Source organism: Xanthomonas fragariae (assembly GCF_017603965.1).
Lineage (GTDB): Bacteria > Pseudomonadota > Gammaproteobacteria > Xanthomonadales > Xanthomonadaceae > Xanthomonas > Xanthomonas fragariae_A.
This window is the reverse complement of the sequence record NZ_CP071955.1, coordinates 433657-460555: the sequence shown is the minus strand read 5'-3', so window position 1 is coordinate 460555 and position 26899 is coordinate 433657. Positions and strand designations below refer to the sequence as shown.

The window sequence follows — 26899 nt, the reverse complement described above, 5'->3', positions numbered from 1 at the left end:
CAGCACGCCAAAGTGCGGCTGTGGCTCGATGGTGCAGCAATTGCAGAGCGCAGACCTGCCGCGCGACCGCCCAGCGATCACGCAGGGCTGGATCGCGCACAGCCGCCGATTCGAGCAGTCGCGAGCGAGCAACCCACGCAACTGGCGCGCAATCGCTCAGCAGCCTTGATTGGTGCCGAGAATCGGCAGTTGTTCAAGCATTCAGACCCCGAACGCGCGATCCGCACACGGCTGACATCGGTCTACGACGTTGTGTTTGGCGTTCTTACGCGGCAAATCACACTGCCGGGACTGCACGCTCATACAACCCAAGCCTTGTCCCGGTCACTCGCAACACACCGACCAACACGCGCCGCCGCCTCCTGCCGACGCATTGTCAGAAAGCACCGCCAACACGCGCCCAGTGCTGCATACACCGCGCATGTCGACAAAGATTCATGCGCACAGGCCAGATTGAGTTCGTGATGCCAGTGGATGCCGGCTTGTTCGCCCGGCCAGGGCGCGATTTGGTAGCCCTCGGGAATCGCCAACTGTGGCGGCGACGATGCACACAGCATCTGCCCGTCCTGCGGACCACCGACGACATGCAGACGCACGCAAGCTGTTTGTTCGTTCACGACCAAGCTCCTCGACGTGGTGCCGGATCACTTGCATCCTGCACGGCATCCTGCACGGTTGTTGGCGCGCCTGTGCAATGTCGAGCGAGGCGCGTCAGGCAAGACCGATCCAGCTTGCCCGGCGCATCGCCGACGGCGCCCCGACGGGCAGTGCGCGATCACCGCAACCATGCGCTGCCATCGACGCATCGACGATAAAAACAGGTACGGCAGATGTGCGTGAATTCTGCGGCAAGATCGAGTGAACTCAGCCACTGCCATCGTCACGTACGGCAATCGGCCGTGTTTGGCATGCACGCTGGCGTTGCCGGCACGCAGTGCAATCGGTGGTTACGGCAGCTGCGCGCGAGCGATTGCGCCAAGCCCTTGTGCCAGTAAGGCCATTTCGTTGGCCAAGTGGATCATGTCACCGCCGGCTTGCGCCGCGATGCCCATGATGCGTGATATGCAAAGCCGCGTCGTGATTGGCGGCGGACGTGGGCTGAGGGCTGATGGGCTTGGGTGCAACCCAATTGCTGGGCAATTGGCCGGGTGGCCGGGTGGCCGGGTGGTGGATCGCTCGCCGCTGTGCGTGCCCGTGGCCAAGCCAGACGCCCTGTGAGGTTGGCGGTCGTGCAGGGTCGGATGCAGACTGCGGATGGAGGTCTACCCCGGCGTTACTCACACCCGACATCACGCCGCCAGAGACCGAAATCTCCCGCAACACACCACATCAGGCAGGCTGAATGCCGCCAGGTCCGGCCTGCCCGAAAGGCCCGCAAGTGCCGTGCAAAGCGCCGAAGCGCATACATTCCCGTGTAAAATGCGTGGTCTTTGACCGGAAGAATGGCGAAAGTTTCTCCACGGGCGCCCCTGTCGGGCCCGGCGTTCATTCGCCTGCTTGCTCGCCTCAGCGATGCCCACCTCGCACAGTCCAATCGTGCGCTGGCCGATCGGCTGAGCCAGTGGATCGACTGGACGCGCGCGGTCGCGGTGTCCAAGGCACTGGATGACAAGCTGCCCGATACCGATGACCTGCCCGAGCCGCGGCCGCTCGATGTCGAAGCCTGCACGCGCGTACGCACTGCCCTGGCGACCAGCAGCGTGGCCGATCTGGACGCCGTGGTCGCGCGCATCCGTGCCGATACACGCACCGCAGCCCAGGCCGATGCGCCCACACCCGTGCTCGACTACGCGCCATTCCGGCAGCACTACCTGACCATGCAACGCAGCATGCGCACCGCTACCGGCGATCTGCGTAGTCGTCTGCGCAACCTGCTGGCGCTGGTGTCCAGCGAGATGGCGCGGCTGGCCGAAGTGGATGCGGCGATGGAGCTGACCTTGAGCCCACGCGAGCAGACCCTCTTGAACACCGTGCCGAACCTGCTCGGCGCGCGCTTCGAGCGCCTGCGCGATGCCGCGTACGCGTCCAACCCGTCAACCGACCACGATGCCGCACCGCGCGTGGTGTCCGATGGCTGGCTGGATGTCTTTCGCAAAGACGTGCAGAGCGTGTTGCTCGCCGAACTGGATGTTCGTTTTCACCCGATCGAAGGCCTGCTTGCAGCGCTTCGTACCCGCTAACTGGGACGTCATGTTCAGAACTCTTGTACACGCGTGCGTGTTTCTCGTCGGCCTGTTGGCGGTTTGCTGGGTCGGCATGGGTTATCTCGGCTCCAATCCGCTGGGCGCCTGCGTCGCAGCGGTGATTGGCGCCTGTTATGTGGCCGGTGCATTGGAGCTGCACCGCTATCGCCAGGCCAGTGCGACGTTGGAAGATGCGGTCACTGCGCTGACCACCGCGCCATCGGCGTTGAGCCAATGGCTGGAACGCCTGCATCCGAGCTTGCGCAATGCGGTGCGCCTGCGCATCAAGGGCGAGCGCGTCGCGTTGCCGGCACCGGTGCTGACGCCATATCTGGTCGGGTTGCTGGTATTGCTCGGCATGCTCGGCACCTTGCTCGGCATGATGGCCACGCTCAAGGGCACCGGCGTTGCGCTGCAAAGCGCCACCGACCTGCAGGCCATTCGTGGCTCGCTGGCGGCGCCAGTGGAAGGCCTGGCCTTCGCGTTTGGCACCTCGATCGCCGGTGTTGCGACATCGGCCATGCTGGGGCTGTTATCGGCACTGTGCCGGCGCGAGCGCCTGCATACGATGCAACGGCTGGATCTGAAGATCGCGTCCGAACTGCATCCGCATTCGGATGCGCACCAGCGTAGCGAGGCCTTCAAGCTGCAACAGCAGCAGAGCGCGCTGATGCCGGCGTTGATCGATCGTCTGCAAGCGCTGATGAGCAACATCGAGCAGCAGAGCATTGCGGCCGACGCACGCCTTGCCGCACAGCAAGCCGAGTTTTACGCCAACAGCGAGGCGGCGTATGCACGCCTTGCCACCTCGATGGAGCAATCGCTGCAGACCGGCGTTGCAGAAAGCGCACGCGCCGTAGGTGCGGCATTGCAGCCAGCGATGGAGGCCACAATGGCCAGCATCGCGCGCGACACAGCGGCCTTGCATGAGCGTGTGACCCAAGCCGTGCAGCAACAGCTCGATGGCATTACCAGCGGCTTTCGACACAGCGCCGGCAACGCAGCCGAGCACTGGAGCACCGCGCTTGCCGCACAGGAACGCGCGCAGCAAACGCACAATGCGCAGCTACAGACCACACTGGAACAGATCGCCCAGCAAACCACTGCATTGCAGGATGGCGTGAGCACGGCCGTGCAGCAGCAGTTGAACGCGCTCAGTGATGGCTTTGCACGCAGCAATGCCGCCACCGCCGACAACTGGGCAGCGGTGCTTGCCGAGCAGCAACGCACAACCCAATCGCTCAGCACGCAGTTGCATGCAACGCTGGAGCAACTGGCCCAGCAGACCACCGCAGTGCAGGATGGTCTGCACCAGGCCGTGCAGCAACAGCTCGATGGCCTGAGCACCGGTTTCCAAGCCAGCACGGCTGCTGCGGCAGCCGCCTGGGCTGGGGCCGTGGCCGAGCAACAACGCGCCAATCACGCACTCACGCAGGAGTTGCAGAGCACGCTCACCCAGTTCGCCAGCACCTTCGACGCACGTTCGGCCGCGTTGGTCGATGCGGTGTCCAAGCGCATGGATCGGTCCGGCAACGACACCGCCAGCGCATGGAGTGAGGCGCTGGCGCAGCAGCAACAGGCCAGCGCCGCATTGGCGAGCCAGCACCACAGCGCGCTCGCTGCGGCAACCGCCAGCTTCGATACGCACGCCGCAGCCTTGGTAGGCACCTTGCAGCAATCGCACGCCGACTTGCAGGCTGCATTGGAAGCGCGCGACACCCAGCGCCTGACATTGTGGAGCGAGCGCTTCACTGCGATGAGCGCTGCCTTGACCGCGCAGTGGGAGCAGACCGGCGAACGCGTCACCCAGCAACAGCAGGCGATCTGCAACACCCTGGCCATCACTGCCAGCGAGCTGTCCACGCAAGCGCACGCACAGGCCAGCGCCGCCATTACCGAAGTGGCGCGCCTGATGCAGATCGCCTCCGAAGCGCCCAAGGCCGCCGCCGATGTGGTCGCCGAGCTGCGCCAGAACCTGTCCGAAAGCATGGTGCGCGACACCGCCATGCTGGAAGAACGCAGCCGCTTGCTGGCCACGCTGGATACCTTGCTCAACGCGGTCAATCACGCCTCCACCGAACAACGCGAAGCGGTGGATGCGCTGGTCACCACGTTGGCGGATCTGCTGCAACGCGTGGGCAGCCAGCTCACCGAACAGATCGGCAACGAGACCGGCAAGCTTGGCGCAGTCGCCGCGCATGTCAGCGGCAGCGCAGTGGAAGTGGCCAGCCTGGGCGACGCCTTCGGCATGGCGGTGCAGGTGTTCAGCGGCGCCACCGGTGAGCTCAACGAGCGCCTGCAGCACGTGGCCGCTGCATTGGATGCCTCGCTCGCCCGCAGCGACGACCAGCTGGCCTACTACGTCGCGCAGGCGCGCGAAGTGGTCGACCTCAGCATGCTCTCGCAAAAGCAGATCATCGAAGAACTGCGCCAGCTCGATCGTGGCCGCAGCGATACCGGCCAAGGACAGACGGCATGAACGACGAGATCGATATCGACGGCGAATCGGGCGCACCGATCTGGGCTGCCTTCGGCGACCTGATGTCGGTGCTGCTAGGCGCGTTCGTGCTGATCCTGGTCGGCATGATCGACGTGCAACTGCAACTTTCCAGCCGCCTGAACCAAGAGGTCAAGCAACGTCAGGCCGAAACGCAGCGCCGCAAGACGCTGGAGCAAGCGCTGGCCGCACCATTGGCCACCGGCCGCGTGACGCTGGTCGATGGCCGCATCGGCATTCGCGGCAATGTGCTGTTCGCCTTCAATTCCGATCAATTGCAACCGGAAGGCCGTGAGGTATTGAAGACGCTCGCTGCTCCGTTAGCGCAGTACCTGCGCTCGCGCGAAGAGATCCTGATGGTCAGCGGCTTCACCGACGACCGCCCGGTGCTGGGCGGCAACCGGCGCTACACCGACAACTGGGAACTCTCCGCGCAGCGCGCGCTCACCGTGACGCGTGCCTTGATTGCCGAAGGCGTGCCGGCAGCGTCGGTGTTCGCTGCGGCCTTCGGCTCGCAACAGCCGGTGGATTCCAATGCCGACCAAACCAGTCGCGCAAGAAACCGGCGCGTGGAGATCGCGCCGATCGCGCGTTTGTCCTCCTCGCGCGCGTCCTCTCCCGCACAACCAGACCCGGCCGCAACGACGCGATGAGCACGCAAGCCACATCCGCACGCGCGCGGCTGGAACGCTGGCGCAGCCAGGGTGCCGACCAGCTCGACCCGGTGCGTTTCCATTTGATGCAGACGTTGGCGACGCGTGCGCAGACGCAGGCCGATGCGGTACGCGCGGTGCTGGAAGAAAAACTGGCGCGTTTGATCGATGCGTATGCGGCGACGCTCAAGAAAACGCCACCCCGTTACTTGACCGGTGCAGATGCGCCGAGTCCATTCCAACCTGGCGCGGGCGGTCAACGCAGCGCACTCGGCGCACTGACCGACCAGATGGCAGGCCATGCGGCACGGATGGAAGTGGACAGCAGAAAAACCTCCCGATCCGATGCAACGCTGTTCCCCGAGTTGCCGGCACTGGACGATTTCCGCCGCATCTGGACCACCGTGCGTACCGCAAGCCAGGTGCGCCAATCGCTGCAGGATGCCCCCAAGGATGCCGGCCCGCTCAATTCCAGCGTGCTGGTGCACCGCTGCATCAGCCTGATGCGCGAGCGCTCGCCCGGTTATCTGCAGCACTTTCTCGGCTATGTCGATGCGCTGTCGTGGCTGGAACAGATGCACACCGCTCGCGCTTTGGCAAACGATGACCTCGTACCGGTCGCGCCCGGCAAAAAGCGCAGCAAGCGTTCGTCCACGCGTCGCGGCTAGATCGACCAATCGAACCATGCTGCGTCTGCACGGATGCGGCCCCTGCCTGTAGCGACACGCGCCCACGGCGATTGCCGGGCCTGGTTCGCACTCTCAGATCAGCGTTCGCCACATCCATCACGCCACTTACTCAGCTGTGGAGGGTCGGTCTCGATGACATGCAATCGCCGATCAAAACCGCAACCGCACACCCACCGTCCAACTGAGCGGCGCGCCGGGATACACCCATTGCTCGCTGTAAGAGAACGCGGCGTAGCGGCGGTCGGTAAGGTTCTCGACCCTGGCATACAGGCGCAGGCGCTCGCTCAGATCGTAATGGCCAGCCAGCCGCCAGACGGTATAGGCCGGCAGCACGAAATCGGTATTGCTATCCACCGACCCCAGCCGTTCGCCAGCATGCGACACACCCACACCGACAGCGGCACTGCGCTTGCCGATCAGCGGCTGCTCGTAGTTGACAAAGGCGTTGCCGCTGAAGCGCGGCACATTCGGAAAACGTCTGCCCTCGGCCAAACCGGTGCTGGCGGCAGCGGCGTTGCTGCTTATCACTTGCGAATCGGTAAAGGCCAGGCCCACCGATGCGGCCAAGCGCGGGGTCAAGCGACCGAGCAGATCCAGCTCCATGCCCTGACTGCGCATTTCGCCCACCGGCAACGAGAAACTGGTGTCGGCCGGATCCAGGCTCAGCACATTCTTCTTATCGATACGGAACGCGGCCAAGGTCGCTTCCAGACCATCGCCGGGTCGTACGTATTTCAACCCGGTCTCCAGCGAGCGGCTTTTCTCGGGTGCGAAGCTCTGCCCATCCGCGCCCACACCGCTGTTGGGACGAAAACCCGCCGCCGCGCTCGCATACACCGACAACGCATCGTCGACATGAAAGACCAGCCCCGCACGTGGGCTGACCACGCCATCGCAAGCGCGCTGCGTGGTGCCGCGCAATTGGTCGTTCAGATCCTGCTGGTAATGGTCGTAGCGCAGACCGAGCAAGGCTTTCCAGCGCGTCCCCAGACCGATCTGATCCTGCGCATACACGCCCCACGCCTGCTGGCGCTCATCGGTATCGGTGATCGTCGCCAGCCGCCCGGGCTGGGCAATGCCGTACTGCGGTGCGAGCACATCGATGCTGTACGGCGCGGCCGCCGAGCGGGCGCGCTGCTGAAAACGGCTGTCGTCGAAGCGATTGCCGTCGATGCCGAACAACACGTTGTGGGTGACGCTGCCCGCCTGCAAGGTGCCAAGCAATTCGGCACGCGCAGCGATATCGCGGCCCTGGTAATTGCGGTAGCGGTGCTCGCGTCGCAGCGTGCGGTCGTCGGCCTGCAGCGTCCACGGTTCGGTCGAAAATCCCCGCATGCCGCTGTCGCGATAGGTTGCCCCACCCTGCAGCGACCAGGTCTGATTCAAACCATGCACCACAAATACCTGGTGGCCGGTGGAATGCAGATCGATATCGCCATCGCGCGGTTCGCCCAGAAAACGCGATGCCGGCAGACGATTGGCATCGCCATCGATGGCAGTCACGCCACGATCGAACGGCGCGTGGATGCGCACCAATTCCAGCTCATACGACACCGTGGTATCGGGCGTCGGCATCCATAGCAATGACGGCGCCAACAGTGTGTTGTCGCTGTCTACGGTGTCACGGAAGCTGTGCTGATCCTTGTGCATCACGTTCAAGCGATAGGCCACGTTCTCGCCCAGCGGGCCGGTGCTGTCCACCGCCGCGCGATAACTGTCGAAGCGACCAGCCGACAGATCCACGCTGTGCTGAGGCTGGAACAACGGCTTCTTGGTCACGATATTGACCGCCCCGCCCGGTTCGCCGCGCCCGTACAACGCCGATGCCGGGCCTTTGATCACCTCGATGCTCTGCGTGTTGGCCGCATCGCGCAAGCCGTTGTACCCGCGGCTGGCGTTGAAGCCGTTGACCATGTAATCCGAACTGAAATTCGGGTCGCCGGTGAAGCCGCGTATCGAGTAACTGTCCCACAAGCCGCCCAGGTTATTGGCCTTGGTGATGCCGCTGGCCATCTCCAGCGCGCCGGCCAGATCGGTGACACCTGCATCCTCCAGCAAGGTCTGATCGAGCACACGCGCACTGATCGGCAGATCGCGCAACGGTGCATCGGTCTTGGTGGCGCCGGTGACGCTCAATGCGCGATACGGCGTGTACTGGCTGCGCACCTGCACCGCATCCAGATCGCGCGCCTGCGGCTCGGCGGCGTCGGCAAATGGACCGATGCCGGCGCAGGTCAGCACACTGAGCAAGGGCAGCGTGCGCGCCATACGGCGGCGTGGCGTTAACACGGACATCGGGCAGAACTCCTGAAGGGCACGACGCGGTGGCCGTGTCGCGGATAAAAAAAGACTGAGGCAATCAGTAAAACACAGCTGCCGCTATGGCGCGGGATCAGCCGTCGCATCGAATCGTGGCGCGCGCCCGAAGTCGTCGCGCGTAAATGGCAGGTCGCGGAATAGATAGCCGTAATAGAACGCCCGCAACGCCTGGTGATAGACGCGGATGCGATCTTGATAGGCCAACTGCGCTTGCAGATCGGTGTCCGCCAGGCGCGTCAACGCTGCCTGCAACGCAACCGGCGGCAATACGCTGGCGACGCGTTGCGCCAGCGCTTCGCGTCGCTGCAATCCTTGGCGATACGCTGCGACCTGCGGCGCCACCTGTTGATCGCCGTTTTCGTGGAAAGCGAAATACCACTTGTAATGGAACGCGCTGGTCAGTGGCGCCGAATCGGCCCATTGCGGATTCTTCGTATAGAACGCCTGCATGGTTTCCGCACGCGGGATATCCCAGGCATGGTTGACCGCCTCGCGCTGCAGCCGCGCGATCTCGGTGCCTTGATTGACCGGCACCGCCTGATTGATGACTACATGTGCAAACGCCGGTGCCACCAAGGCCAGCACCACCCAGCAGGTCGCCAATGCAGTGGCATGCGCGGCCGGCCGCCAGCGACTGCGCCCGACCAGCACCGCCAGCAACACCCAGAACAGCAGATGGACGCAGCTCAATGCCAATACGGCCAGTTGCTGCAGCAGCGGCACCGCGTTGAGGGTTGCAGCCACCGCAAACGGCACACTCAGGCACACCAGCACCGCCGCCGCACGCACCGCCACGCGCCGCACCAATAAAGCGGTGCCGGCACCCGGCAACGCAGCCAGCATGCGTGCACGCCCGGCTTCGCGTTCGCCGGAGCGCAGATCGAACAGCAACGCGATCGCGAACAGCGGCAACAAGAACACCAGCACGAAGGCATAATCGAAGCGTCCGGCCAAGGCGAGCTCGGGGTTGTAGCTATCGCCATCAAAGATCTGTGCTTCCAGGCCCAGTGCCCGCACACGCAGGATGTACGGCGATACATCGCGCATTCCCACCACTGCAAACGCCAGCGGCGATGGCATGTCCCACGTGGGGTGGAAGCTGTAGTAAGCCGCGCTGCCGGCATCGTTGGAGCGCGCCACATAATCCGCCACCGCAGCATCGTCTTCCTGCTGCAGCGCTGCAATACGTGCGATGTTGTCGCGTTGCGCATCGATCGTATGCTGCCCGGAGACCAGGCTGCAGACCGTCAACAAGGTAAGCAGCAGCAATCCGGCAAGCGCCGCGCGTGCGCGCAGCAACAACAGCAGTTCGTACTTCCACAGCACCATCAGCGCGCCACTCCCACACCTCGCCCGGCCACCACCACCATGCACAGCGCAGCGAGCAACCATGCTCCGACCAGGCCAAGCGCAGCACTTGCCGCATGTACCACCTCAGCGGCGAACGCCGGCTGGAACGCGAACACCGGAATCTTGTGCCAATGCTCGGACGAAATGCGCTTGCGCTGGTCGGCGCCGGCATCCTGCGCGGTGTCGTCGGCCATGCTCACTGCATCGGCTTGCAGTTGGTTGAGCTGCTGCACCAGCGTGTAGCGATAGCGCTCAGCCTGGGCGAGAAAACGCGCGTGCGCATGCAGATCGGTTTCTGCCAGCGTCATCGACAGTTCGCGTAATGCGACTGTCGGGCTCAGCAAAGCGAAAGTGCGTACTAGCAGATTCTGTTCCTTCTGAATGCGCGAATCGCGCGCCGCGTAGCGTTCGAACAAGCTTGAGGTGAGCCGCTCGCCTTCCAGCGCAAGCAGGCCTTTGTAGTTCACCGGCAGGTCTTCCACGCGCTGCACGCCGTAACGATCGAGCGTCTGCTGCTTGAACTGCGAAAAGTGCGGGTCGTCCGGAGTGTGGCTGTCGCCGAGCGTGCGCAGATCGCGCTGGATCGCCACATCGGTTTCCAACCGCGTCGGCAAACGATAGGCGGCACTGGCCGCATCCGGTGCCATGCGCGGCACCAGCAATGCCAGCCATACCCAAAGGGCCAGCGACACCAGCAGCGCATCGCGGCCGCGACGGCACAGCATGGACACCGCCAGCACCAGCGCGCACCACACCAACAGATAAGCGCTGTAGGCCAGCACCAGCAGCGCAACCGGCAACGTCTGGCCCGGCAACACTGCGATAGGCGCCAGGCCCACCAGTGCCGGCAACAGACAGGCGCCGGCCACTACAGCGAGTGCGAGATATTTGCCGCCAAGCAATTGCCAACGTGTCGCACCCTGCAGCAACAGTGCGCGCAGCGTGCCGGTCTCCTGCTCGCGCGCCACCACGCCGTAGCCCAAAAACACCAGCATCAGCGGTGCCAGCACCTGCAGCACGAATGCAGGCGTCAGTTGGCCGAAGCGCACCAGCAACGAGCTCTGACGCACGTCGCCGAAGTTGGCGGTGTTCTGGCGATGCCCTTCCAAAAACATGCTGTTGCCGGTGAACGCATCCACGCCGGAATCGAACGCGGCAAGCGCCGGTAACGGGCGATAGATGAAATGGCCGTAATGCACCACCCGATGCGGATGGCGATCCGGTTGCGCTTGGAATGCCTGCTGTGCGGCCTGTTGCTGACGCGCGCGGAACTCGGCGACCTCACGCTGATGATGCGCCGCTGTCAACGTCGCCACCAGCGTGATCGACATCAACAGAACCACACCGATGGCAGCGGAACGATTGCGCGCCAGAAAGCGTAATTCTTCGCGCGCGACCAACAGCACAGGACTCATGCGGCCCGGTTCTGCGGATGTGCGAAGCGTGCATGCAAGGTGCGCACGTCGAAACCGCTGTCGCCAGCGCCGATGTCATCGGCAATGCGGCCGTTTTCGAGAAAGCCGATACGGTCGGCCACATCCACCGCGCCAAGCAGATCATGCGTCACCATCAGCACCGCACCGCCGCGCTCACGCACGCTGCTGACCAATCGATTGAAATCGGCGATGGCGCGGGGGTCCAGGCCGGAGGTGGGCTCGTCCAACAACAGCACCGGCACCTGGCGCAGCGTGGCGACCGCGATGGCCACTTTCTGCCGCATGCCTTTGGAGAACCCCGCCAACCGCTGGTTCCAAGCCTCGCGCTGCAAGCCTGCGGCTGCAAACACCTGGCCAATCTCTGCCTGGCTGCGGCGCTGGCCGGCAAGTGAGAGCAGATAGTCGGCATTTTCCAGCGCACTCAGGTGTTCGTAGAGCGCGACGTTTTCCGGCAAATACGCCAGGCGCGCACGCGCCTTGCCCGGATGGGCGACCGGGTCGATGCCGTCCACCAGCAAGCTGCCGGAGGTGGGTTTGACGAAACCCAACAGCGTGGAAAGCGTGGATGATTTGCCAGCGCCATTGCCGCCCAGCAATGCGTAAACGGTACCTGGCGCGACTTGCATATCCAGGCCCTGCAGCACGGCGCGACCACGATAGGCCACGTGCAGGCCGGAGATTGAAATTGCAGGGGGCACTGGGGAGCTGACAAGCATGGCTGGGTAACGCATGACAAAATGATACGTTATCACATTTCTTACGAGATTCGATTCGGGTGGGCCGATGCAATTGGCACTGCGGCAAGCCGGCGGGAGCGGCACGCGTACTCCCCCAGGCCTTCTTCGGCGACACCCGCATCGAAATGATCGCTCGAAAAACCGCGGTTCCTGCCACGTCTCTGATCAGGACCTGCGCTTTGTCATCACCGGCTTCACGGTGCAGACAATGCCATCCGGCATTTGCAACCGCTGCTGCTGCCCCCATCGAGATCCCTCGCGCCCCACATGACTTCCGATATGCCCCCCTAATCCTACTGTGTCATAAATAGGTTATCCTGCAAGCAGTCTCTCCCACGGCGGGATCGTGATGGCCGCAGTCAGCAACAAAGCGCGTTTCTCCGCTTATCTCGATGAACTCTCCGCTGCGCTCGGTCATGCTGACCGCACTGCGGGCCTGCGAGGCTATTGCAGTGCGTTGATGCTGCCTTTGGAGCGCAAGAGTGTTGAGCCCCTGGCTGCTCATCTGGATCCGCTTCGAACCAGGGCTCGCCATCAAGCCTTGCACCACTTCGTGGCCAAATCAGAGTGGTCCGATGCGGCCATGTTGGAGCGGGTTCGTCAGTACGTTTCGCCGCTGCTGGATTTGAAAGACGAGGTGTACTGGATCGTGGACGACACGGGTTTTCGCAAAAAGGGCAGGCATTCGGTCGGTGTGGCCTGATAGTACTGCGGCGAGATCGGCAAGCAGGACAATTGCCAAGTGGCCGTGAGCGTATCGTTGGCGACGCCGGCAGCGAGCATTCCGATCGCTTTCAGGCTGCTTAGACTCAACTTCCAAGTGCAACACCCTCATAGCAAGTAAGGTGTTCACATGTCAAAAAGCTATCTCCATCTGAGTGCAGAAGAGCGCGCGGTGCTGCAAATCGAAACACGGCGTGGTCAAAGCTTGCGCTCGATCTCCAGACTTCTGTGCAGAAGCCCATCGACATTGAGCAGGGAGCTGGTCAGGCAGGGCGCCACGAGCTACTGTGCGGCAGATGCGGCCAGGCGTTACAAAGCGCGGCGTCAGCGCAGTGTTCGGCGGCGTAGGCTGACCCCGGGGACGGATTTGTTCCAGCTGGTGCGTGATCATCTTGTGCTGTGGCGCTGGTCGCCCCAGCAGATTGCTGCCAAGCTCTTGATCATGCATCCGGATGATTCTGCCCAGCGCGTCAGCCACGAAACCATCTACGCAACGATCTATGCGCACCCGCGCGGTGGCCTGAAAAAGGAGCTGGTGGAGGCTTTACGCCAGGGCAAGCCTACTCGGGGATTGCGGCGTACGACCGCTGCCAAACGCACCTGGGTGCCGGAGGAACTACGCATCGTGCACCGGCCCGAAGACGTGCGACAGCGCCTGATTCCAGGTCATTGGGAAGGCGATCTGATCAAGGGCGCGTTCAATCGTTCCTGCGTTGGCACGTTGGTGGAGCGCAAGACGCGCTTTGTGGTGCTGTGCCGAATGGACGGCTGCACGGCTGCCGATGCGCTGGAAGGGTTTACCCGCCAGATGAAAAGGCTTCCCGCTTCGATGCGAACGAGCTTGACCTATGATCGCGGGACCGAACTGACGTGTTATGCCGAGCTGATGCAGGGACTGAACATCAATGTGTGGTTTGCCGATCCACACGCGCCTTGGCAGCGCGGAAGCAACGAAAACACCAATGGCCTACTTCGCCAGTTCTTGCCCAAGGGTGCGGATCTGTCCACCGTCAGTCAGGAGTACCTCAATCACATCGCATTACTGATGAACACCCGTCCACGCGAGACGTTGGGATGGAAAACGCCGAGCGAGGCGATGGAGCATGAACTGGCAACTTTCAAATCACGTGTTGCACTTGAATCTTGAGACCACCCTGTATCTGCCTGAAGACTGTGCCAGCGATGCAGCACGCCGGGGAAAAGCGGGAATTCCCCACGAGATTGAGTTCGCGACCAAACCGCAGATCGCACTGGCGCAGATGAAAGCGGCCCATGCCACGGGAGTGGCGCGCGGCACGGTGTTGGCCGATGCAGCCTATGGCAGCAATACGGCCTGGCGTGACGCGCTGGCTTGCCTGGAACTGAACTATGCGGTGGGAATCGTGTCGAGCGTGAAAGTCTGGCCGCCCGGACAAAGGCCCGAATCGCCGGCGGCGTGGAAAGGCCAAGGCCGACCTCCGGTTCGCCATCGTCGTACAGCCGACCATCAGCCACAGTCGGTGCAAGCGCTGGCGCTGTCGTTACCCTCCCGCGCCTTCAGGACAGTCGCGTGGCGGGAAGGCAGCAACGCACCGTTGTCGGGACGTTTCGCCGCCGTACGCGTACGTGCAGCACAAGGTGATCGCTTGCGTCAGGAGGAATGGCTGTTGATCGAATGGCCCAAAGGCCAAGACAGGCCGACCCGATACTTTCTGTCCAACCTGCCGGTAAACACGCCGCGCAAGGATCTGGTAAGGACGGTCAAGGCGCGCTGGTGGATTGAACGCGATTATCAGGATCTGAAACAGGAATTTGGCCTGGATCACTACGAAGGCCGTGGCTGGCGGGGCTTCCATCATCACGCGAGGTTATGCATCGCTGCCTATGGGTACCTGGTTGCTGAACGCTTGCGCGGGGCGCATCAAAAAAAACCCTCGGAATGCGCGGAATCTCCCTTACCCGAGAATTACCGACCGCGCGGCAAGGCAATCGCGCGCCCAGCGCCACGCGAGCGACTCGATCGCGACGCTGCGCTGGACAATCGCCATGGACATCGCAGCGGCACTACTTGACGGGATGCCTCCGCATCTGCGGATTTAATGACACAGTAGGATTAGGCGCTCTTGGAGCGACTCCTGGTCATCCTCTTCGTCCTCTTCGTCCTCTTCGTCGTCCTCCTCATCCACGTCGTCTTCGATGCCGTCGTCGTCATCGATCTGGCTGATCTGAGCAGGCCCATCCTGAAGCAGGTCCTCATTCTTGCCGGGTGCCTTGACACCATTCGGCGGACGCAGATCGTCGATGCCTTGATTGCCGTTCTTGTCGTTACTCATGGTCAGCTCCAGCGGCAGAAGACCGCATGGTCACCCTCCTCCCGGCCATGTGATGCACACGTGTGTCCTGCGCCTACGTTTAAACGTTCGTCGCGTCCACTTAAAAAACGCGGCCGCATGAGACCGATAACCCGCATTGCATCGATCTGCATCCGGCCGGTGCGCAATGCCGTAGATGCCGGCTAATTTCAGGCTACGGCTTCGACTTTCGGGAGGTCTCCTCGATATCAGCACCAATGCCTCGCTGCGAGTCTTGCGATATGGCCAGATCGCGCGCATCGACCTTCCGGGAATCCCGCAGCACATCGTGCAGCGCGGGAACAACCGCTTGCCGTGCGTTCTGGATGATGGCGACCGATTGCGGTACCTGCATCTGCTGCATGAGGCACTACACGCCACAGGCTGCCAGTTGCATGCCTATGTATTAATGGACAACCATGTGCACTTGCTTGCCACGCCACCTGCAACAGGAGGGATCAGGCAGCTGATGCAGCGGCTTGGGCGCAATTACATGGGAAGGGCGCTACAAAGCCTGTCTTGTCGATAGTGCCGACTACGTCCTTCGCTGCCATCGCTACATTGAATTTAACCCGGTGCGTGCTCGCCTGACCGACGACCCAGTGGCGTATGGAGCGACAGCCGGAAACTGCACGTTTTGGCGTCCAATCGTGCCTGCGAGTTACCGCCGATGCAGGCCAATCGCAGTGATCCACTCGATTGCCAGTTAGTGGTCTACGCCAAGACACGGCAAGGGCGCAAACAGTGCAATCGCCGCTCACCCGCCAAAGCCTCGCGTGCGTCATCGAGTCTGAAGGCCGCAGCGCGTGAGCGCGAGCCCTGGTTGATCGTTGCATCCCCGCAGCTGCAGGCACCCAGCGCTAAGCGGTTGGTGAATGTGTACGCACGACGGATGCAGATCGAACTGGCATTTCGCGATCTGAAATCACATCGCTACGGCCAGGCGCTGGAAGACAGTTTGACCCGACGCGGCGAGCGACTACAGATCCTGCTGTTGATCAATACGTTGGCTGCATTCGCCAGCTGGTTGGCAGGGCTGGGATGCGAAGCTACCGGTATCGCCCAGTGGCTGTCTCCACGCAACAGCACACGCAAGCTTTACTCCACGCGACGCATCGGCCGAGAAGCCTTAGAGTGGCTAACAAAACGTAGCAAGTAGCGTCAGGTGGGCGTGGACGGCGCGCAGGAACCGGAGTGTACGAGTGGTACATGAGGATTCCGAGCACCGGCCGCGTCCGCCTGACGGCTGCGCAGTAGTTTTGTTAGCCGCTCTTAATCAGGCACTGGCCGATGGAGCCCGTCTCACGGTGGATAGAGCGCTTGCGCGCACTGCCTGCGGCAGTGCGCGAGCAGATGATGCTTACGGTGTAAAACGTGGGGATACCTTAGATCCTGACACCGTTACTCACAAGAAGAAGACCTCAGCCTGACCGGAGCGATACAGGCCCGCTATCAGACATCGCCGCGCAGGCCTGTACGACCGGTTCGCTTAATTACCTCCGCCCCCTTTACTTTCGTTATTTCCGTTAATCCAACGGATTCTTCCTTCCCCTTTTTCTTGTCCCTTTAGAATTTGAAACATCAGTCTGTCCAGAAGCATACATTCGAACATAGTTGTCTAGCAGGCGCTCAACAGCCAAGTCGCCCGCATCTACTTTTTCAGGACTCCTTAGTTTTGAAAGGATGGTAACCAGCTGTTGCGCTGGAAATTTTATTATTAATTTTCCTTTGCTGTAAAATTCCCTGAAAGCGTCTAATTCGGCACCTTTGCGGAGACCTAACTCGACATCTCGACAGATTATAAACGCGAGCTCGCCGTACTCTCTTCCAAGGTAGCCGAACACCTGTCTAAATTCATCAACGCCAATCTTTGCGTAGTTCTTGACCTCAAAAATCACTTGCCGTGTCTTGTAGTCATTCAATATCCGCTGCCATACGCCGCCTCCCTGGTTAGTAGCCACGATATCGCGCCGTTGGGTAGCGCTTGCATTAGGTCTTAGCTCTATATTTGACAATCGCTTTGAGAACGCTATTTCAACAGCCTTTTTACACCACACCTCAAACTGAACAGCACCGGCCACACCCTCCGAAATACTGTTTAATTCCGACATTAGCTGGCCAAGGATCCGCTTCCGCTGCTCGCCACTTTGCGACTCAATTGCAATCTCGTATTCATCGTATATTTCCTCGGCTTCGCCTTGAGTCAACTCGAAACCGCTAATGTTCAGCGCAGGCCAATAGCATGGATGTATCATCAAAATATCATCAGACGTAAGAGACTTCTCGAATCTCTTGCCATCATGGGAGTAGACAAAACTCGCGATCTGCCTGTCAAATATCCCGATAAAGCCAATACCATGCAATCCCTTAAGCACTTCTTGAGGACTGCCCAATATCTGGAAGTGCTGAGACTCAGCTAATGTGAGAGCTGGACTCTCCATAACTTTTGAAATTCTCTCCTGAACCTCAACCAATCTTAGCTTGGCATCCCCACTAGAGAACGAAGAAACCAAGGCGCGCAACCCTGGAAAAACAGCCTCGTACTCTTTCCCAAGGTCATTAAATCGCGTCAACGATATGCTCTTGGCCGACTCATCAAAGTCGGCTTCGATAAGCGTCTCCCGCCCTTGGCGCTGCGCTTGATAAAATGCAGTGTTAAGGAGCGCAATAACATCTCGAGGCCTATACAGGGTGAGTCTGAGGCATCTCCTAAAACCTTCACGCCCGTGAAGTTCGTTCGCAGTAATAGCATTCCAAACTTTTACGTCACTTTCTTTAGCAATTCCAAATGCATATCTAATCCTCATTGCTACCATGTAGAAAAGCTCTTGAGGATCCCAGTGAAGGCGAAGAACTTGAGATTCAAGATTCCTCGTAAAATCCTTATCCTCAACCTCAATTGCTCGGAGCATATTATCGCGTATAAAAACGATCGCCCTGAAATGGCCCACAAGAGATGACCTAATTTCGTCGGTCCCGTATAGAATGCCGTCAATTATGCTTGTGCCAACAGTATCTGGTTCATAGCCTTCGTCCAGTCGATCTACCAGCAGCACATACTCTTGGCCCGACTGAGAAACTATTTCACATATTTCATTCGTCAATCGTTCCACGGCAAGAAACGCAGGAAGTTCCGCGATCCGCTCATCCTCTCCCTCGACTTTAGATTTAAAGTCTTTCAGCACAGATCGGACTCGTTCGACAGGAGATGTCCCGCGCTTGCGCCAGATTGCGATTTTCTCTGCAAGATCCTTATTTGCTTCAATGTGGCGTTTGAGCTTGTAATCAAGAAGGAGCTCAGATCCAATCTCCATTAAAATCGTGTACTTCCAAGCAATCTTGATTCCTGCCCGCATCTTGGACAGAGTTTCGCCAAAAATTTTTGCCAATGGCCGAAGGCCGATCATCTGCTCCTCAGCAGGAGCGATCTTAATTACCGGAGTCTTTCGATCGGACCAAACTTTACTGAGGCGATAAGTTATAGCGCTTTTCCCAGTACCGCGCCGTCCCACCACGATAAAGCGATCGACGCTCTCGAAGAGTGTCCGATAGTCTTGCCACTCATAGAAAGATTCATCGAGTGCTTTATGGTCATTTTCTCCGCGCACATCCCCAAATGCGTTAGGCTTCGCCCCCATTTCACACCCCACCAATCAGCAAGTTCGTTCCAAAAAAAGGGCAGCTAACGCTGCCCTTTATCATCAATCAAACCCCAACAGGATTAGCCTTTTCAGGATCGATCCCGTACTGCTCAATCGCTCTCGCCACATCCTTCCCCGTCATCTTTCCATCCTTAGCCAGCGCGGCAATCGCCGCATGCGCGATGTAGTAGCGATCGACTTCAAAGAACCGGCGCAGGTTCGCACGCGTGTCCGAGCGACCGAAGCCATCCGTGCCGAGGACGGTGTAGGTCATCGGGACGAAGGCGCGGATCTGATCGGCGAAGGCGCGTACGTAGTCGGTTGCGGCAATCGCCGGGCCCTGGCGGCCTTCCAGCAGCTGGGTGACGTAGGGCTTGCGCTGTTCGGCTTCCGGGTGCAGGCGGTTCCAGCGTTCCACGGCGTAGCCGTCGCGGCGCACTTCGTTGAGGCTGGGGCAGGACCAGATGTCGGCGGTGACGCCGAAGTCCTTGTCCAGCAGCTCGGCGGCGGCAATGGCCTCGCGCAGGATGGTGCCGCTGCCCAGCAGCTGCACGCGCAGCTCGCCCTTCTTGGGCTTGCCGGCGTCCTTGAGCAGGTACATGCCCTTGATGATTCCCTCGGCTGCGCCGTCCGGCATGCCGGGGTGGGCGTAGTTCTCGTTCATCAAGGTGAGGTAGTAGTACTCGTCGATCTGGTCTTCCATCATCGCCTTCATGCCGTGCTGCATGATGACAGTGACTTCGAAGCCGAAGGTCGGATCAAAGCTACGCACATTCGGGATGGAGCCGGCGATGACCTGGCTGAAGCCGTCTTCGTGCTGCAGGCCTTCGCCATTGAGCGTGGTGCGACCGGCGGTGCCGCCGAGCAGGAAGCCGCGCGTGCGCATGTCCGCTGCCTGCCAGGCGATATCGCCCACGCGCTGGAAGCCGAACATGGAGTAGTAGATGTAGAACGGCAGCATCGGTACATCGGACACCGAGTAGCTGGTGCCGGCGGCCATCCAGGAGGCGATGGCGCCCGGCTCGCTGATGCCCTGCTGCAGCACCTGGCCGGTCTGGTCTTCGCGGTAGTACATCAGCTGGTCGGCATCGACCGGCTTGTACTTCTGGCCGAACGGGGCGTAGATGCCGATCTGGCGGAACATCCCTTCCATGCCGAAGGTGCGCGCTTCATCGGCCACGATCGGCACGATGCGCGGGCCAAGTTCCTTGTCGCGCAGGGCGATGTTGAGGCTCTGCACGAACGACATGGTGGTGGAATAGCTGCGCTCGCCGCTGTCTTTGAGCAGGCGCTCGAACTTGTCGAGCGTGGGCGCCACAAACGACTTGCTGGCCTTGGGACGGCGCGAAGGCAGGAAGCCGCCCAGCACGTTGCGGCGCTCTTTCAGGTACTGCACTTCCGGGGAATCTTCGCCGGGGTGGTAGAACGGCACCTGGCCGTCTTCCAGCTGGGCGTCGGTGACCGGGATGTTGAAGCGGTCGCGGAAGTGCTTGACCGCCGCGTCGTCAAGCTTTTTGGTCTGGTGGGTGGGGTTGAGCGCCTCACCGGCCGAACCCATGCCGTAGCCCTTGACGGTCTTGGCCAGGATCACGGTGGGCATGCCGGTGGTGTGCACGGCCTGGTGGTAGGCGGCATACACTTTGTGCGGGTCGTGGCCGCCACGGTTCAGGCGCCAGATGTCTTCGTCGGACAAGCCAGCGACCATGGCCGCGGTCTCCGGGTACTTGCCGAAGAAGTTGGCGCGCGTGTAGGCGCCGCCGAAGGCCTTGCAGTTCTGGTATTCGCCGTCGACCGTTTCCATCATCAGCTTGCGCAGCACGCCGTCGCTGTCCTTGGCCAGCAGGGCGTCCCAGTAACCGCCCCAGAGCAGCTTGATGACGTTCCAGCCGCCGCCACGGAACACGCCTTCGAGTTCCTGGATGATCTTGCCGTTGCCGCGCACCGGGCCGTCCAGGCGCTGCAGGTTGCAGTTGACCACGAAGATCAAGTTATCGAGGCCTTCGCGGCCGGCCAGTGCGATGGCGCCGAGAGTTTCCGGTTCGTCGCTCTCACCGTCGCCGATGAAGCACCAGACCTTACGGTCGGACTTCTCGATCAGGCCGCGGTTTTCCAGGTAACGCATGAACTGCGCCTGGTAGATGGCGGCCAGCGGGCCCAGGCCCATCGACACGGTGGGGGTTTGCCAGAACTCGGGCATCAGCCACGGGTGCGGGTAGGACGAGATGCCCTGGCCGTCCACTTCCATTCGGAAGTTGTCCAGCTGGGCCTGGGTGATGCGGCCTTCGAGAAAGGCGCGTGCGTAGATGCCCGGGGCGCTGTGACCCTGGATGAACAGCAGGTCGCCCGGATGCGTGTCCGAGGGCGCACGCCAGAAGTGGTTGAAGCCCACATCGTAGAGCGTTGCGCTGGAAGCGAACGAGGCGATGTGGCCACCCAGGTCGCCCGGCTTGCGGTTTGCGCGCACGACCGTGGCCATGGCGTTCCAGCGGATGATCGAGCGGATCTTCCACTCCAGCGCCGAGTCGCCGGGGTGCTTGGCCTCGTTGACCGGTGCGATGGTGTTGACGTACTCGGTGGTGGGCGAGAACGGCAGGTAAGCGCCGGCGCGGCGGGTCTGTTCGACCATGCCTTCCAGCAGCTGATGGGCGCGCTCCGGGCCTTCGACGTCGATGACGGCCTTGATCGATTCGAGCCACTCCTGCGTCTCAAGCGGGTTCGGATCGTTGTGCAGCACTTCGTTCAACCAGTTCATTAGCGCTCCCGGGGGACACACCCCGCGGGTGTGTCGACATCGTGAATTCGTGAACCCCCAAGTGTACCGCACGCGCCTGTTGGCACACCTCGCTACGGATGCGTATGGAATTGGGCGGTGTTGTGCGTGGGATGGCGTGCTGCGGCGGGCCGGGTTGAGCTGGGCGACCGAGTGACCGGCTCAGGTTGATTGAGCTGGCTGACGTCGGCGCCCTTGGCGATTCTCAAAGCGAAAAAATGCCGACATAGCGAGTGCGCGATATTTTCGTCAGCGCGTTGTTGTGCGATTGCAGCAGGAAATCAACGCATCATTGCGCGATGGAAGGAAAAACACCGGGCTGGCCGGCGTTTTTTTTGCAACCTTCGATGGAGACAGTTGTGAGGATTGAAGCAAGGCCGCGTGCCGGATGCTGGCCGGGTAAAGCAACACCCTTACGCCGCTAACGGGTGAACGCGCTCAGCACATCACGCGTGCACCCTGCTGTTGCTGCTGGGGCTGTGATTGCTGCGGTTCCAACGCCGCCGACTGACACGCTACATTTTCAGCGACGCGCTGACTGCTCTGCTCTAGCGAGGTGTTGATGGCGATTATCGTCTCCACGCTAACACGCAACTGGGCCGGATCATCCACGCGGCCCTGCACGGCGAAGGTGCGCGATGCATCGGGGCTCATCACCACCTCGTCGATGCGCGTGCCGCCCACCGAGTGCATTTCCGATGCCAGCGCGCCGGACAACTGGGCACTGTGCTGGTCGGGAGTGCGTCCTACACGTGCGTCCTGCGCATGCACGCCACGCTGCGCATCTTGAAACAACGCATTGCCCACATGCCCTGGCTGATCGATGCGCAGGGAGGTGTGATCGGTACCGTGCTCGCGCGCGTCGCGCTTGGCGGGTTGGCCCGGTGCGAGCGGGCCGCGGACGGCGTCGATGGCGTCCTGGCAGAGGCCTCGCGCGCTGCGCGTCAGGATGGTCGTGCCGGTGCGAAGCCCGTCCACATCGCTCCGGTATTCGTCGATCATGCGCTTGTTTTGCTCGGCAAGCGGGCGGGCGTTGGGATCGGTGAGCACCGAGCGCTTGTCCAGGAAGTTGCCCAGCTCATGCGCGCCCAGCGAGGCGCCGGCAGCCACCAGCGGGTAGTCCGGGAGCAGAAAGTTGGCCTTGCTGTTGCTATAGCCGGCATCACTCAACGTGGCAATTTCATCTGGCTTGGCGTAAATGCGCACCTGCCCGAAATGCGGCGAGGCGGCGCTCACCGGATCGGACGCCATGACGTGGTTGACCACGCTATTGCCGCCGCCTTCCGGAATCCGATAGCTCAGGCTGGCGGCGCCATACGAATTGAAGGTTTCGCCCTTGAGGTGGTAATGGTGCGCGGAGACCTGGGCAAGCGCGCCGCCGAGGGAATGGCCGGTGACGGTGACTTCGGGTGCGTGACCAGTACGCTTGCCAGCAATCTCCGAATAATCGAGCGCATGTTTGGTCAACGCCAATGCATCGGCTGCCTGCGGATTGGTCCGCGAGGTGACCATGGTCGCGTCGGTAAGAATGTCCTTGGCAGCGCCCTCGGTGCCTCGATGCGCAACCACGATCTCGCCACTGCCTTCGCGGCGGTAGATCGTGCCTTGATAGCCGTTGAACTTGTTGTTGACGTGTTCGAGAACGGCGTAACGCTGCCCCTCGATCGTGACAATCTCTTCCTGGCCCGGTACGCGTCTGCCTACGGCGCGGTCCTTATAAACATCGTCCGACAAGCCAGCGTATTGCTGAGTGAGAAGGGATGGTCATGGCGTCGCTTCCTTGGCGGCCAACGTGATGGTGAAGAGCTTGTCGCGAATCTCCGGCTTGAACTTCTCAGGAGTCAATTCACCGACATCGGGGAAGTCATCCATTCCTGAGCGCGGATAACCCTCTCTCCAGTAATACTTTGTCTGCGACTGCTGCGCAGTCACCGTCTTGCCGTCGATAAACGACAAAAAGCGCGTCTCTTCTTCCGCACCCGTGGCCTTGAGCAGCACGCTGGCACCACTGAATTCCCAATGGCAGACGCCGCGGCCGTAATAGTCTTCGTCCTGCATCAGGTCCAGATAGACGGTGCCGCGGTATTGGGTGTCGGAGATCTTCTTGAGCGCGAAGTCTTCCTGGCTGGTGATGCGCCCGGCGGTGCCGGTGTCGGGCTGGATCTTGCCGCATTCCTGCTCGTTGGCGACGTCGTATTGCGCCGCGCCTTGCACAAGCGCGAATGCGCCAGGCGCGTCCTTCAAGGTGAGCGTGACCTCGAAAGCCTTGCGCGGGTTGGGATTCAACTTGGCAAGGCCGCGGCCACCAGCCTCCACGTCGGCTTCTGCGGCAGCCTCGGTGGCGGGGGATGGAGTCTGGGTCATGCTGGTCTCCGGAGCGTTACAGGCCGTCAGCAAAAGGGCCAGCAGGCTCGGTGTGAGAATCTGGCGCAAGGCCGGCCTCCATGGCAATAGGAAAAGTCAATCTAGTCCGCTCGCGCTCGGCAGGTCAAGGTACCGCGCCTGGGGATGCGACCACTGCAACCTGTTATGCACGACAGCAAAGCTGCCATGATCGAGCGCATCCGCCGCCAGAGAAAGCGTGCCATCGCCACCCTTCCTCGATCGCTGTCACAACCAACACCGGTCGCCCCACGCGTGCACTGGCGCAACAGCTTGCGCATGCGCGTGCTGCTGGCGACCACCGCCGTGTTGGTGGTGTTGCTGGCGGTGTTGGGGACGGTGTTCTACTTGGGTGCGCGGGCCGAGTTGGTGGAGGCCGCGCGCACCGAGGTCAATAGCTTGACCAAGCAGACCGCGCGCAGCTTGGCGGCGATGCTGGACTCGGTGCAGGTAAGTGGCCGCACATTGGCGGCCAGCAGTGGTGGCGTTGGCCTGCAGCCGTTCAATCTGCGTGCGTTGCTGCTGGCGACGCTCACCGGCGACCCGCATATCGGCGCGGCGCGCCTGATCATCGAGCCGCGTACGCAAAAAGCCGGCGACACCGGGTTTGTCTGGTACGTGCATCGCGATGGCACGCGTACCGTCGAGACGTCGGCATCGGAATTGGGCTACCACTACCGCGCGATGCCGTGGTATCTACGCACCCGGCGCGAGGGCCGCGCGTGGTGGTCCGAGCCCTATATCGATGCGAATGGCAGTGGCTTGTACACCAGCTACAACCTGCCGCTGCGGCGGCCAGGGGATGCGCCGGACGCGGTGCCGGTGGGGATGGTCAGCGTGGAACTGCCGCTGCACCATCTGCGTAACATCATCGACCAGTTGCCGCGCAATAGCAGCATCGAGCCGATGCTGGTATCGCCGGAAGGCATGTTGGTGTTCAGCCCAGATCCGGCACTCAATCTGCATCGCACGCTCGATGCCTACGTGGCGCGTTCGCGACCGGACCTGCTGCCGTTGCAGCGCGCGGTCGCTGCAGGCCAGCCGATCTCGTTCTCGCACACGGCCCCCGATGGCGAGCGCTTTCTCACCCATAGCGCGGCGGTGGGGCGCAGCGGTTGGACCTTCGTCTTATCCGCATCGGAAGGCTATGTGTTGGCCGGCCTGAACTGGCTGGCTGCATGGGTGTCATTGGCGGCGCTACTGGGAGCGGCGGTGTGGTGGTGGTTGATGGGGCGGATCACGCGCAAGTTGACCCGGCCGATCGAAGAATTGACCGATACCGCCGAGCATTTTCGACGCGGCCAATTCGAGTATCCGCTGCAACACATCGAACGCAATGACGAGGTGGGCGTGATGGCACGTGCGTTCGATAGCGCGCGCGATGCGATCGCTCACCACATCGCCGAGATCGGCGAGATGACCGCCGCACGCGAACGCATGCACAGCGAATTGCAGATTGCGCGCGAAATCCAGCAAGCGATGTTGCCATCTGGGCGCACCTTCGATCGCGCCAGTTCGCATCTGGAAACCTGCGCGTGGCTGGAACCGGCCAAGGCGGTGGGCGGGGATTTTTACCACTTCGTCGAAACCGAACCCGGATTGTTGTGGTTCGTGATAGGCGATGTGTCCGACAAGGGCGTGCCGGCAGCCTTGTTCATGGTGCGGGCGGTGAGCATGCTGGAAATTGCCGCACGCCGGCACACGCACCCGGACAGCATCTTGATCGCCGCCTCCACACGCCTGGCCGAGAACAACGACACCTGCATGTTCGCCACGGTGCTGTGCGGGTTGATCGATGTGATGAGCGGCGAGTACTGCCTGGCCAGCGCCGGCCACGAGCCGCCCCTGTTGATCGACATCGACGGCAAGGCACGTCCGTTGCCGCTGGAAACCGGTGCGCCGTTAGGCATCGAGCCGCAGGTATCCTACCCGGTGCTGCAGGGCCGCATGACGGCCGGGCAGACATTGCTGGGCTATACCGATGGCGTGACCGAGGCGATCAACGAACACGGTGCCGGCTACGGGTTGGACCGGCTGCTGGCCGCGCTGCACCCGCGCCGCAGTGCTGCGGCGCAGTGCAAGGCAGTGATTGCCGACATCGCCCGCTTCACCGGCAAGGCCGATCCGTACGACGACATCACGTTGCTGGCGATCCGGCTGCGCCAGGAGCATGCTGGACCGGTCGCAGAGACTGGCCGGGACACGCCCGGAAATGCAACGGCCCCATGAAGTTCGATCTGGCCATCGTGCCGTCGCTGGCCCAGCTGGCCGGCGCCAACGACGCACTCGAAGAATCGCTGGCGCACGAAGGCCTGCATGCCGAGCGCATCAACCAGGTGCGGCTGATCGTGGAAGAGCTCGGCTGCAATGCGCTCACCCACGGCCAGTGCGCCGCCCAGCCGCTGCGCCTGCAACTGCAACTAGACCCACAGGCGCTAGTGCTGGAAATGCACGACCCCGGCAGCGCATTCGACCCGTGTGCGGCGCCCATGCCCGATCTGAATGCCGAGCTCGACGAGCGCGCGACCGGCGGTTTAGGGCTGTTTTTGGTACATCAGTTTGCCGATCACATCGGCTACAGCCGCAATGGTGCATACAACATCGTGCGCGTCACCCTGCTCCACCCGTACGCCCCTGTCCCCGAGGCCTTGTCATGACCACGCTTGCCATTCAGATCGACCCGCCACAAGACACCAGCCAACGCGTCATCCTGACCGGGCGCCTGGACACCCACACCTATCAGGAACTGGACGCGGCGCTGTCGCCGCTGCTGGGCACCCGCATCACCACGTTGGTGCTGGATCTGAGCGCATTGGAATATATCTCCAGCGCCGGCATCCGCTGCATCTTCAAGGCGCGCAAAGCCTTAACGACACGCCAGGGCAAGGTGCTGGTGGCCAACCCGCAACCGCAGATCCGCAAGGTCTTCGAAATGGTCAAGGCCGTGCCGCTGAGCGATGTGTTCACCTCCACCGAAGAGCTGGATGCGTATCTGGCCGCGATGCAGCGCAAGGTGATCGAAGAGCACGCGCACGGCGACACGCCGATCGTGCCGCACTTTGCCGAAGCGTAAATCGCATCGTCTGCGCGCACATGTGGGGATGTGTGTGGGTGCGGCGCGCGAGCGGCCTTGGCCAGGCTATGACGCGCTGACATGTTGCGTCGCGATGGCTGCACTGCTCATCTTGG

20 protein-coding genes, 1 other RNA gene and 2 pseudogenes are annotated in these 26899 nt (G+C 61.7%); 12 read left to right on the top strand and 11 right to left on the bottom strand.

Going from position 1 to position 26899, the window contains the following annotated elements; genetic code table 11:
* Positions 1 to 1442: 1442 nt before the first annotated feature.
* Genes J5I97_RS02040 through J5I97_RS02025 form a run of 4 tightly spaced genes read left to right on the top strand, consistent with a single transcriptional unit; the run spans position 1443 to position 6001 of the window.
* Positions 1443 to 2180, top strand: a complete 738-nt coding sequence (locus J5I97_RS02040; protein ID WP_208588696.1) for a DUF3348 domain-containing protein — start codon at positions 1443 to 1445, stop codon at positions 2178 to 2180.
* Positions 2181 to 2190: 10 nt separating this feature from the next.
* Entirely contained in the window at positions 2191 to 4662 is a 2472-nt protein-coding gene (locus J5I97_RS02035) for a DUF802 domain-containing protein (RefSeq protein ID WP_208588695.1), read from the top strand.
* Positions 4659 to 5333: an OmpA family protein gene (locus J5I97_RS02030; protein WP_208588694.1), complete on the top strand. Its 675-nt coding sequence runs from the start codon at positions 4659 to 4661 to the stop codon at positions 5331 to 5333. The genes J5I97_RS02035 and J5I97_RS02030 overlap by 4 nt, the downstream gene beginning before the upstream one ends.
* Positions 5330 to 6001, top strand: a complete 672-nt coding sequence (locus tag J5I97_RS02025) for a DUF2894 domain-containing protein (RefSeq protein WP_208588693.1) — start codon at positions 5330 to 5332, stop codon at positions 5999 to 6001. Before J5I97_RS02030 ends, J5I97_RS02025 begins: the two co-directional genes overlap by 4 nt.
* A 171-nt stretch (positions 6002 to 6172) precedes the next feature.
* Here J5I97_RS02025 and J5I97_RS02020 read toward each other — a convergent pair whose 3' ends face one another.
* The 4 genes from J5I97_RS02020 to J5I97_RS02005 form a co-directional block, all read right to left on the bottom strand.
* Positions 6173 to 8317, bottom strand: coding sequence for a TonB-dependent siderophore receptor (locus J5I97_RS02020; protein ID WP_208588692.1), 2145 nt, complete (start codon positions 8315 to 8317; stop codon positions 6173 to 6175).
* Between the two features lie 84 nt (positions 8318 to 8401).
* On the bottom strand, positions 8402 to 9670 hold the full coding sequence (locus tag J5I97_RS02015) for a DUF3526 domain-containing protein (protein WP_208588691.1): 1269 nt from the start codon (positions 9668 to 9670) through the stop codon (positions 8402 to 8404).
* Positions 9670 to 11106 (bottom strand): ABC transporter permease, encoded by a 1437-nt coding sequence (locus tag J5I97_RS02010; protein WP_208588688.1) that lies wholly within the window; start codon positions 11104 to 11106, stop codon positions 9670 to 9672. The genes J5I97_RS02015 and J5I97_RS02010 overlap by 1 nt, the downstream gene beginning before the upstream one ends.
* Complete coding sequence (locus J5I97_RS02005; RefSeq protein WP_208591515.1) at positions 11103 to 11825, bottom strand: ABC transporter ATP-binding protein; 723 nt, start codon at positions 11823 to 11825, stop codon at positions 11103 to 11105. The genes J5I97_RS02010 and J5I97_RS02005 overlap by 4 nt, the downstream gene beginning before the upstream one ends.
* Before the next feature lie 388 nt (positions 11826 to 12213).
* On the opposite strand from J5I97_RS02005, the pseudogene J5I97_RS02000 reads away from it, so the two are divergent.
* The 3 genes and pseudogenes from J5I97_RS02000 to J5I97_RS01985 form a co-directional block, all read left to right on the top strand.
* A pseudogene (locus J5I97_RS02000) lies at positions 12214 to 12666 on the top strand (IS701 family transposase); the annotation flags it as partial.
* 51 nt (positions 12667 to 12717) lie between these two features.
* Positions 12718 to 13734: an IS30 family transposase gene (locus tag J5I97_RS01990; protein ID WP_208586408.1), complete on the top strand. Its 1017-nt coding sequence runs from the start codon at positions 12718 to 12720 to the stop codon at positions 13732 to 13734.
* Positions 13691 to 14638, top strand: a complete 948-nt coding sequence (locus J5I97_RS01985; protein WP_430542134.1) for an IS701 family transposase — start codon at positions 13691 to 13693, stop codon at positions 14636 to 14638. The genes J5I97_RS01990 and J5I97_RS01985 overlap by 44 nt, the downstream gene beginning before the upstream one ends.
* Before the next feature lie 24 nt (positions 14639 to 14662).
* Here the strand turns inward: J5I97_RS01985 and J5I97_RS01980 are convergent, their stop codons facing one another.
* Together J5I97_RS01980 and J5I97_RS19705 are read right to left on the bottom strand one after the other, a co-directional pair.
* Positions 14663 to 14899 carry a hypothetical protein gene (locus J5I97_RS01980; protein ID WP_208588680.1) on the bottom strand — a complete coding sequence of 79 codons (237 nt, stop codon included), beginning with the start codon at positions 14897 to 14899 and terminating at the stop codon, positions 14663 to 14665.
* Positions 14900 to 15092: 193 nt separating this feature from the next.
* Complete coding sequence (locus J5I97_RS19705; protein WP_238135749.1) at positions 15093 to 15281, bottom strand: hypothetical protein; 189 nt, start codon at positions 15279 to 15281, stop codon at positions 15093 to 15095.
* Here J5I97_RS19705 and J5I97_RS01975 point away from each other — a divergent pair.
* Both J5I97_RS01975 and J5I97_RS01970 read left to right on the top strand, forming a co-directional pair.
* Entirely contained in the window at positions 15207 to 15446 is a 240-nt protein-coding gene (locus tag J5I97_RS01975; RefSeq protein ID WP_345776695.1) for a transposase, read from the top strand. The two genes, J5I97_RS19705 and J5I97_RS01975, sit on opposite strands and share 75 nt — an antisense overlap.
* Before the next feature lie 81 nt (positions 15447 to 15527).
* A pseudogene (locus tag J5I97_RS01970) lies at positions 15528 to 16049 on the top strand (IS4 family transposase); the annotation flags it as partial.
* Between the two features lie 4 nt (positions 16050 to 16053).
* Here J5I97_RS01970 and J5I97_RS01965 read toward each other — a convergent pair.
* The 5 genes from J5I97_RS01965 to J5I97_RS01945 form a co-directional block, all read right to left on the bottom strand.
* Positions 16054 to 16128, bottom strand: a non-coding RNA gene (locus J5I97_RS01965) — sX9 sRNA.
* A 315-nt stretch (positions 16129 to 16443) separates the two neighbouring features.
* Positions 16444 to 18555, bottom strand: a complete 2112-nt coding sequence (locus tag J5I97_RS01960; RefSeq protein WP_208588679.1) for a P-loop ATPase, Sll1717 family — start codon at positions 18553 to 18555, stop codon at positions 16444 to 16446.
* Positions 18556 to 18622: 67 nt separating this feature from the next.
* The gene (gene aceE, locus J5I97_RS01955) at positions 18623 to 21310 is read right to left on the bottom strand and encodes a pyruvate dehydrogenase (acetyl-transferring), homodimeric type (protein WP_208588677.1); all 2688 of its coding nucleotides are present in this window, start codon (positions 21308 to 21310) and stop codon (positions 18623 to 18625) included.
* A 456-nt stretch (positions 21311 to 21766) separates the two neighbouring features.
* The gene (locus J5I97_RS01950) at positions 21767 to 23062 is read right to left on the bottom strand and encodes an XVIPCD domain-containing protein (protein WP_208588676.1); all 1296 of its coding nucleotides are present in this window, start codon (positions 23060 to 23062) and stop codon (positions 21767 to 21769) included.
* A gap of 30 nt (positions 23063 to 23092) precedes the next feature.
* Positions 23093 to 23692, bottom strand: a complete 600-nt coding sequence (locus tag J5I97_RS01945) for a hypothetical protein (protein ID WP_208588674.1) — start codon at positions 23690 to 23692, stop codon at positions 23093 to 23095.
* Positions 23693 to 23857: 165 nt separating this feature from the next.
* On the opposite strand from J5I97_RS01945, the gene J5I97_RS01940 reads away from it, so the two are divergent.
* From J5I97_RS01940 to J5I97_RS01930, 3 genes are read left to right on the top strand one after another with little or no spacing between them, the layout of a single operon-like run.
* A complete protein-coding gene (locus J5I97_RS01940; RefSeq protein WP_208588673.1) occupies positions 23858 to 25939 on the top strand; it encodes a SpoIIE family protein phosphatase in 2082 nt (693 codons plus the stop codon).
* Complete coding sequence (locus J5I97_RS01935; RefSeq protein WP_208588670.1) at positions 25936 to 26367, top strand: ATP-binding protein; 432 nt, start codon at positions 25936 to 25938, stop codon at positions 26365 to 26367. Before J5I97_RS01940 ends, J5I97_RS01935 begins: the two co-directional genes overlap by 4 nt.
* Positions 26364 to 26783 carry an STAS domain-containing protein gene (locus tag J5I97_RS01930; RefSeq protein WP_208588668.1) on the top strand — a complete coding sequence of 140 codons (420 nt, stop codon included), beginning with the start codon at positions 26364 to 26366 and terminating at the stop codon, positions 26781 to 26783. The genes J5I97_RS01935 and J5I97_RS01930 overlap by 4 nt, the downstream gene beginning before the upstream one ends.
* Positions 26784 to 26899: the final 116 nt, after the last annotated feature.

What these genes read in the sequence shown, in the direction of transcription:
- J5I97_RS02040 (WP_208588696.1), top strand. Translation starts at nt 1,443, where the DNA reads ATGGCGAAAGTTTCTCCACGGGCGCCCCTGTCGGGCCCGGCGTTCATT.
- J5I97_RS02035 (WP_208588695.1), top strand. Translation starts at nt 2,191, where the DNA reads ATGTTCAGAACTCTTGTACACGCGTGCGTGTTTCTCGTCGGCCTGTTG.
- J5I97_RS02030 (WP_208588694.1), top strand. Translation starts at nt 4,659, where the DNA reads ATGAACGACGAGATCGATATCGACGGCGAATCGGGCGCACCGATCTGG.
- J5I97_RS02025 (WP_208588693.1), top strand. Translation starts at nt 5,330, where the DNA reads ATGAGCACGCAAGCCACATCCGCACGCGCGCGGCTGGAACGCTGGCGC.
- J5I97_RS02020 (WP_208588692.1), bottom strand. Translation starts at nt 8,317, where the DNA reads ATGTCCGTGTTAACGCCACGCCGCCGTATGGCGCGCACGCTGCCCTTG.
- J5I97_RS02015 (WP_208588691.1), bottom strand. Translation starts at nt 9,670, where the DNA reads ATGGTGCTGTGGAAGTACGAACTGCTGTTGTTGCTGCGCGCACGCGCG.
- J5I97_RS02010 (WP_208588688.1), bottom strand. Translation starts at nt 11,106, where the DNA reads ATGAGTCCTGTGCTGTTGGTCGCGCGCGAAGAATTACGCTTTCTGGCG.
- J5I97_RS01990 (WP_208586408.1), top strand. Translation starts at nt 12,718, where the DNA reads ATGTCAAAAAGCTATCTCCATCTGAGTGCAGAAGAGCGCGCGGTGCTG.
- J5I97_RS01985 (WP_430542134.1), top strand. Translation starts at nt 13,691, where the DNA reads ATGAACTGGCAACTTTCAAATCACGTGTTGCACTTGAATCTTGAGACC.
- J5I97_RS01980 (WP_208588680.1), bottom strand. Translation starts at nt 14,899, where the DNA reads ATGAGTAACGACAAGAACGGCAATCAAGGCATCGACGATCTGCGTCCG.
- J5I97_RS19705 (WP_238135749.1), bottom strand. Translation starts at nt 15,281, where the DNA reads ATGCAGCAGATGCAGGTACCGCAATCGGTCGCCATCATCCAGAACGCA.
- J5I97_RS01960 (WP_208588679.1), bottom strand. Translation starts at nt 18,555, where the DNA reads ATGGGGGCGAAGCCTAACGCATTTGGGGATGTGCGCGGAGAAAATGAC.
- aceE (WP_208588677.1), bottom strand. Translation starts at nt 21,310, where the DNA reads ATGAACTGGTTGAACGAAGTGCTGCACAACGATCCGAACCCGCTTGAG.
- J5I97_RS01945 (WP_208588674.1), bottom strand. Translation starts at nt 23,692, where the DNA reads ATGACCCAGACTCCATCCCCCGCCACCGAGGCTGCCGCAGAAGCCGAC.
- J5I97_RS01940 (WP_208588673.1), top strand. Translation starts at nt 23,858, where the DNA reads ATGCACGACAGCAAAGCTGCCATGATCGAGCGCATCCGCCGCCAGAGA.
- J5I97_RS01935 (WP_208588670.1), top strand. Translation starts at nt 25,936, where the DNA reads ATGAAGTTCGATCTGGCCATCGTGCCGTCGCTGGCCCAGCTGGCCGGC.
- J5I97_RS01930 (WP_208588668.1), top strand. Translation starts at nt 26,364, where the DNA reads ATGACCACGCTTGCCATTCAGATCGACCCGCCACAAGACACCAGCCAA.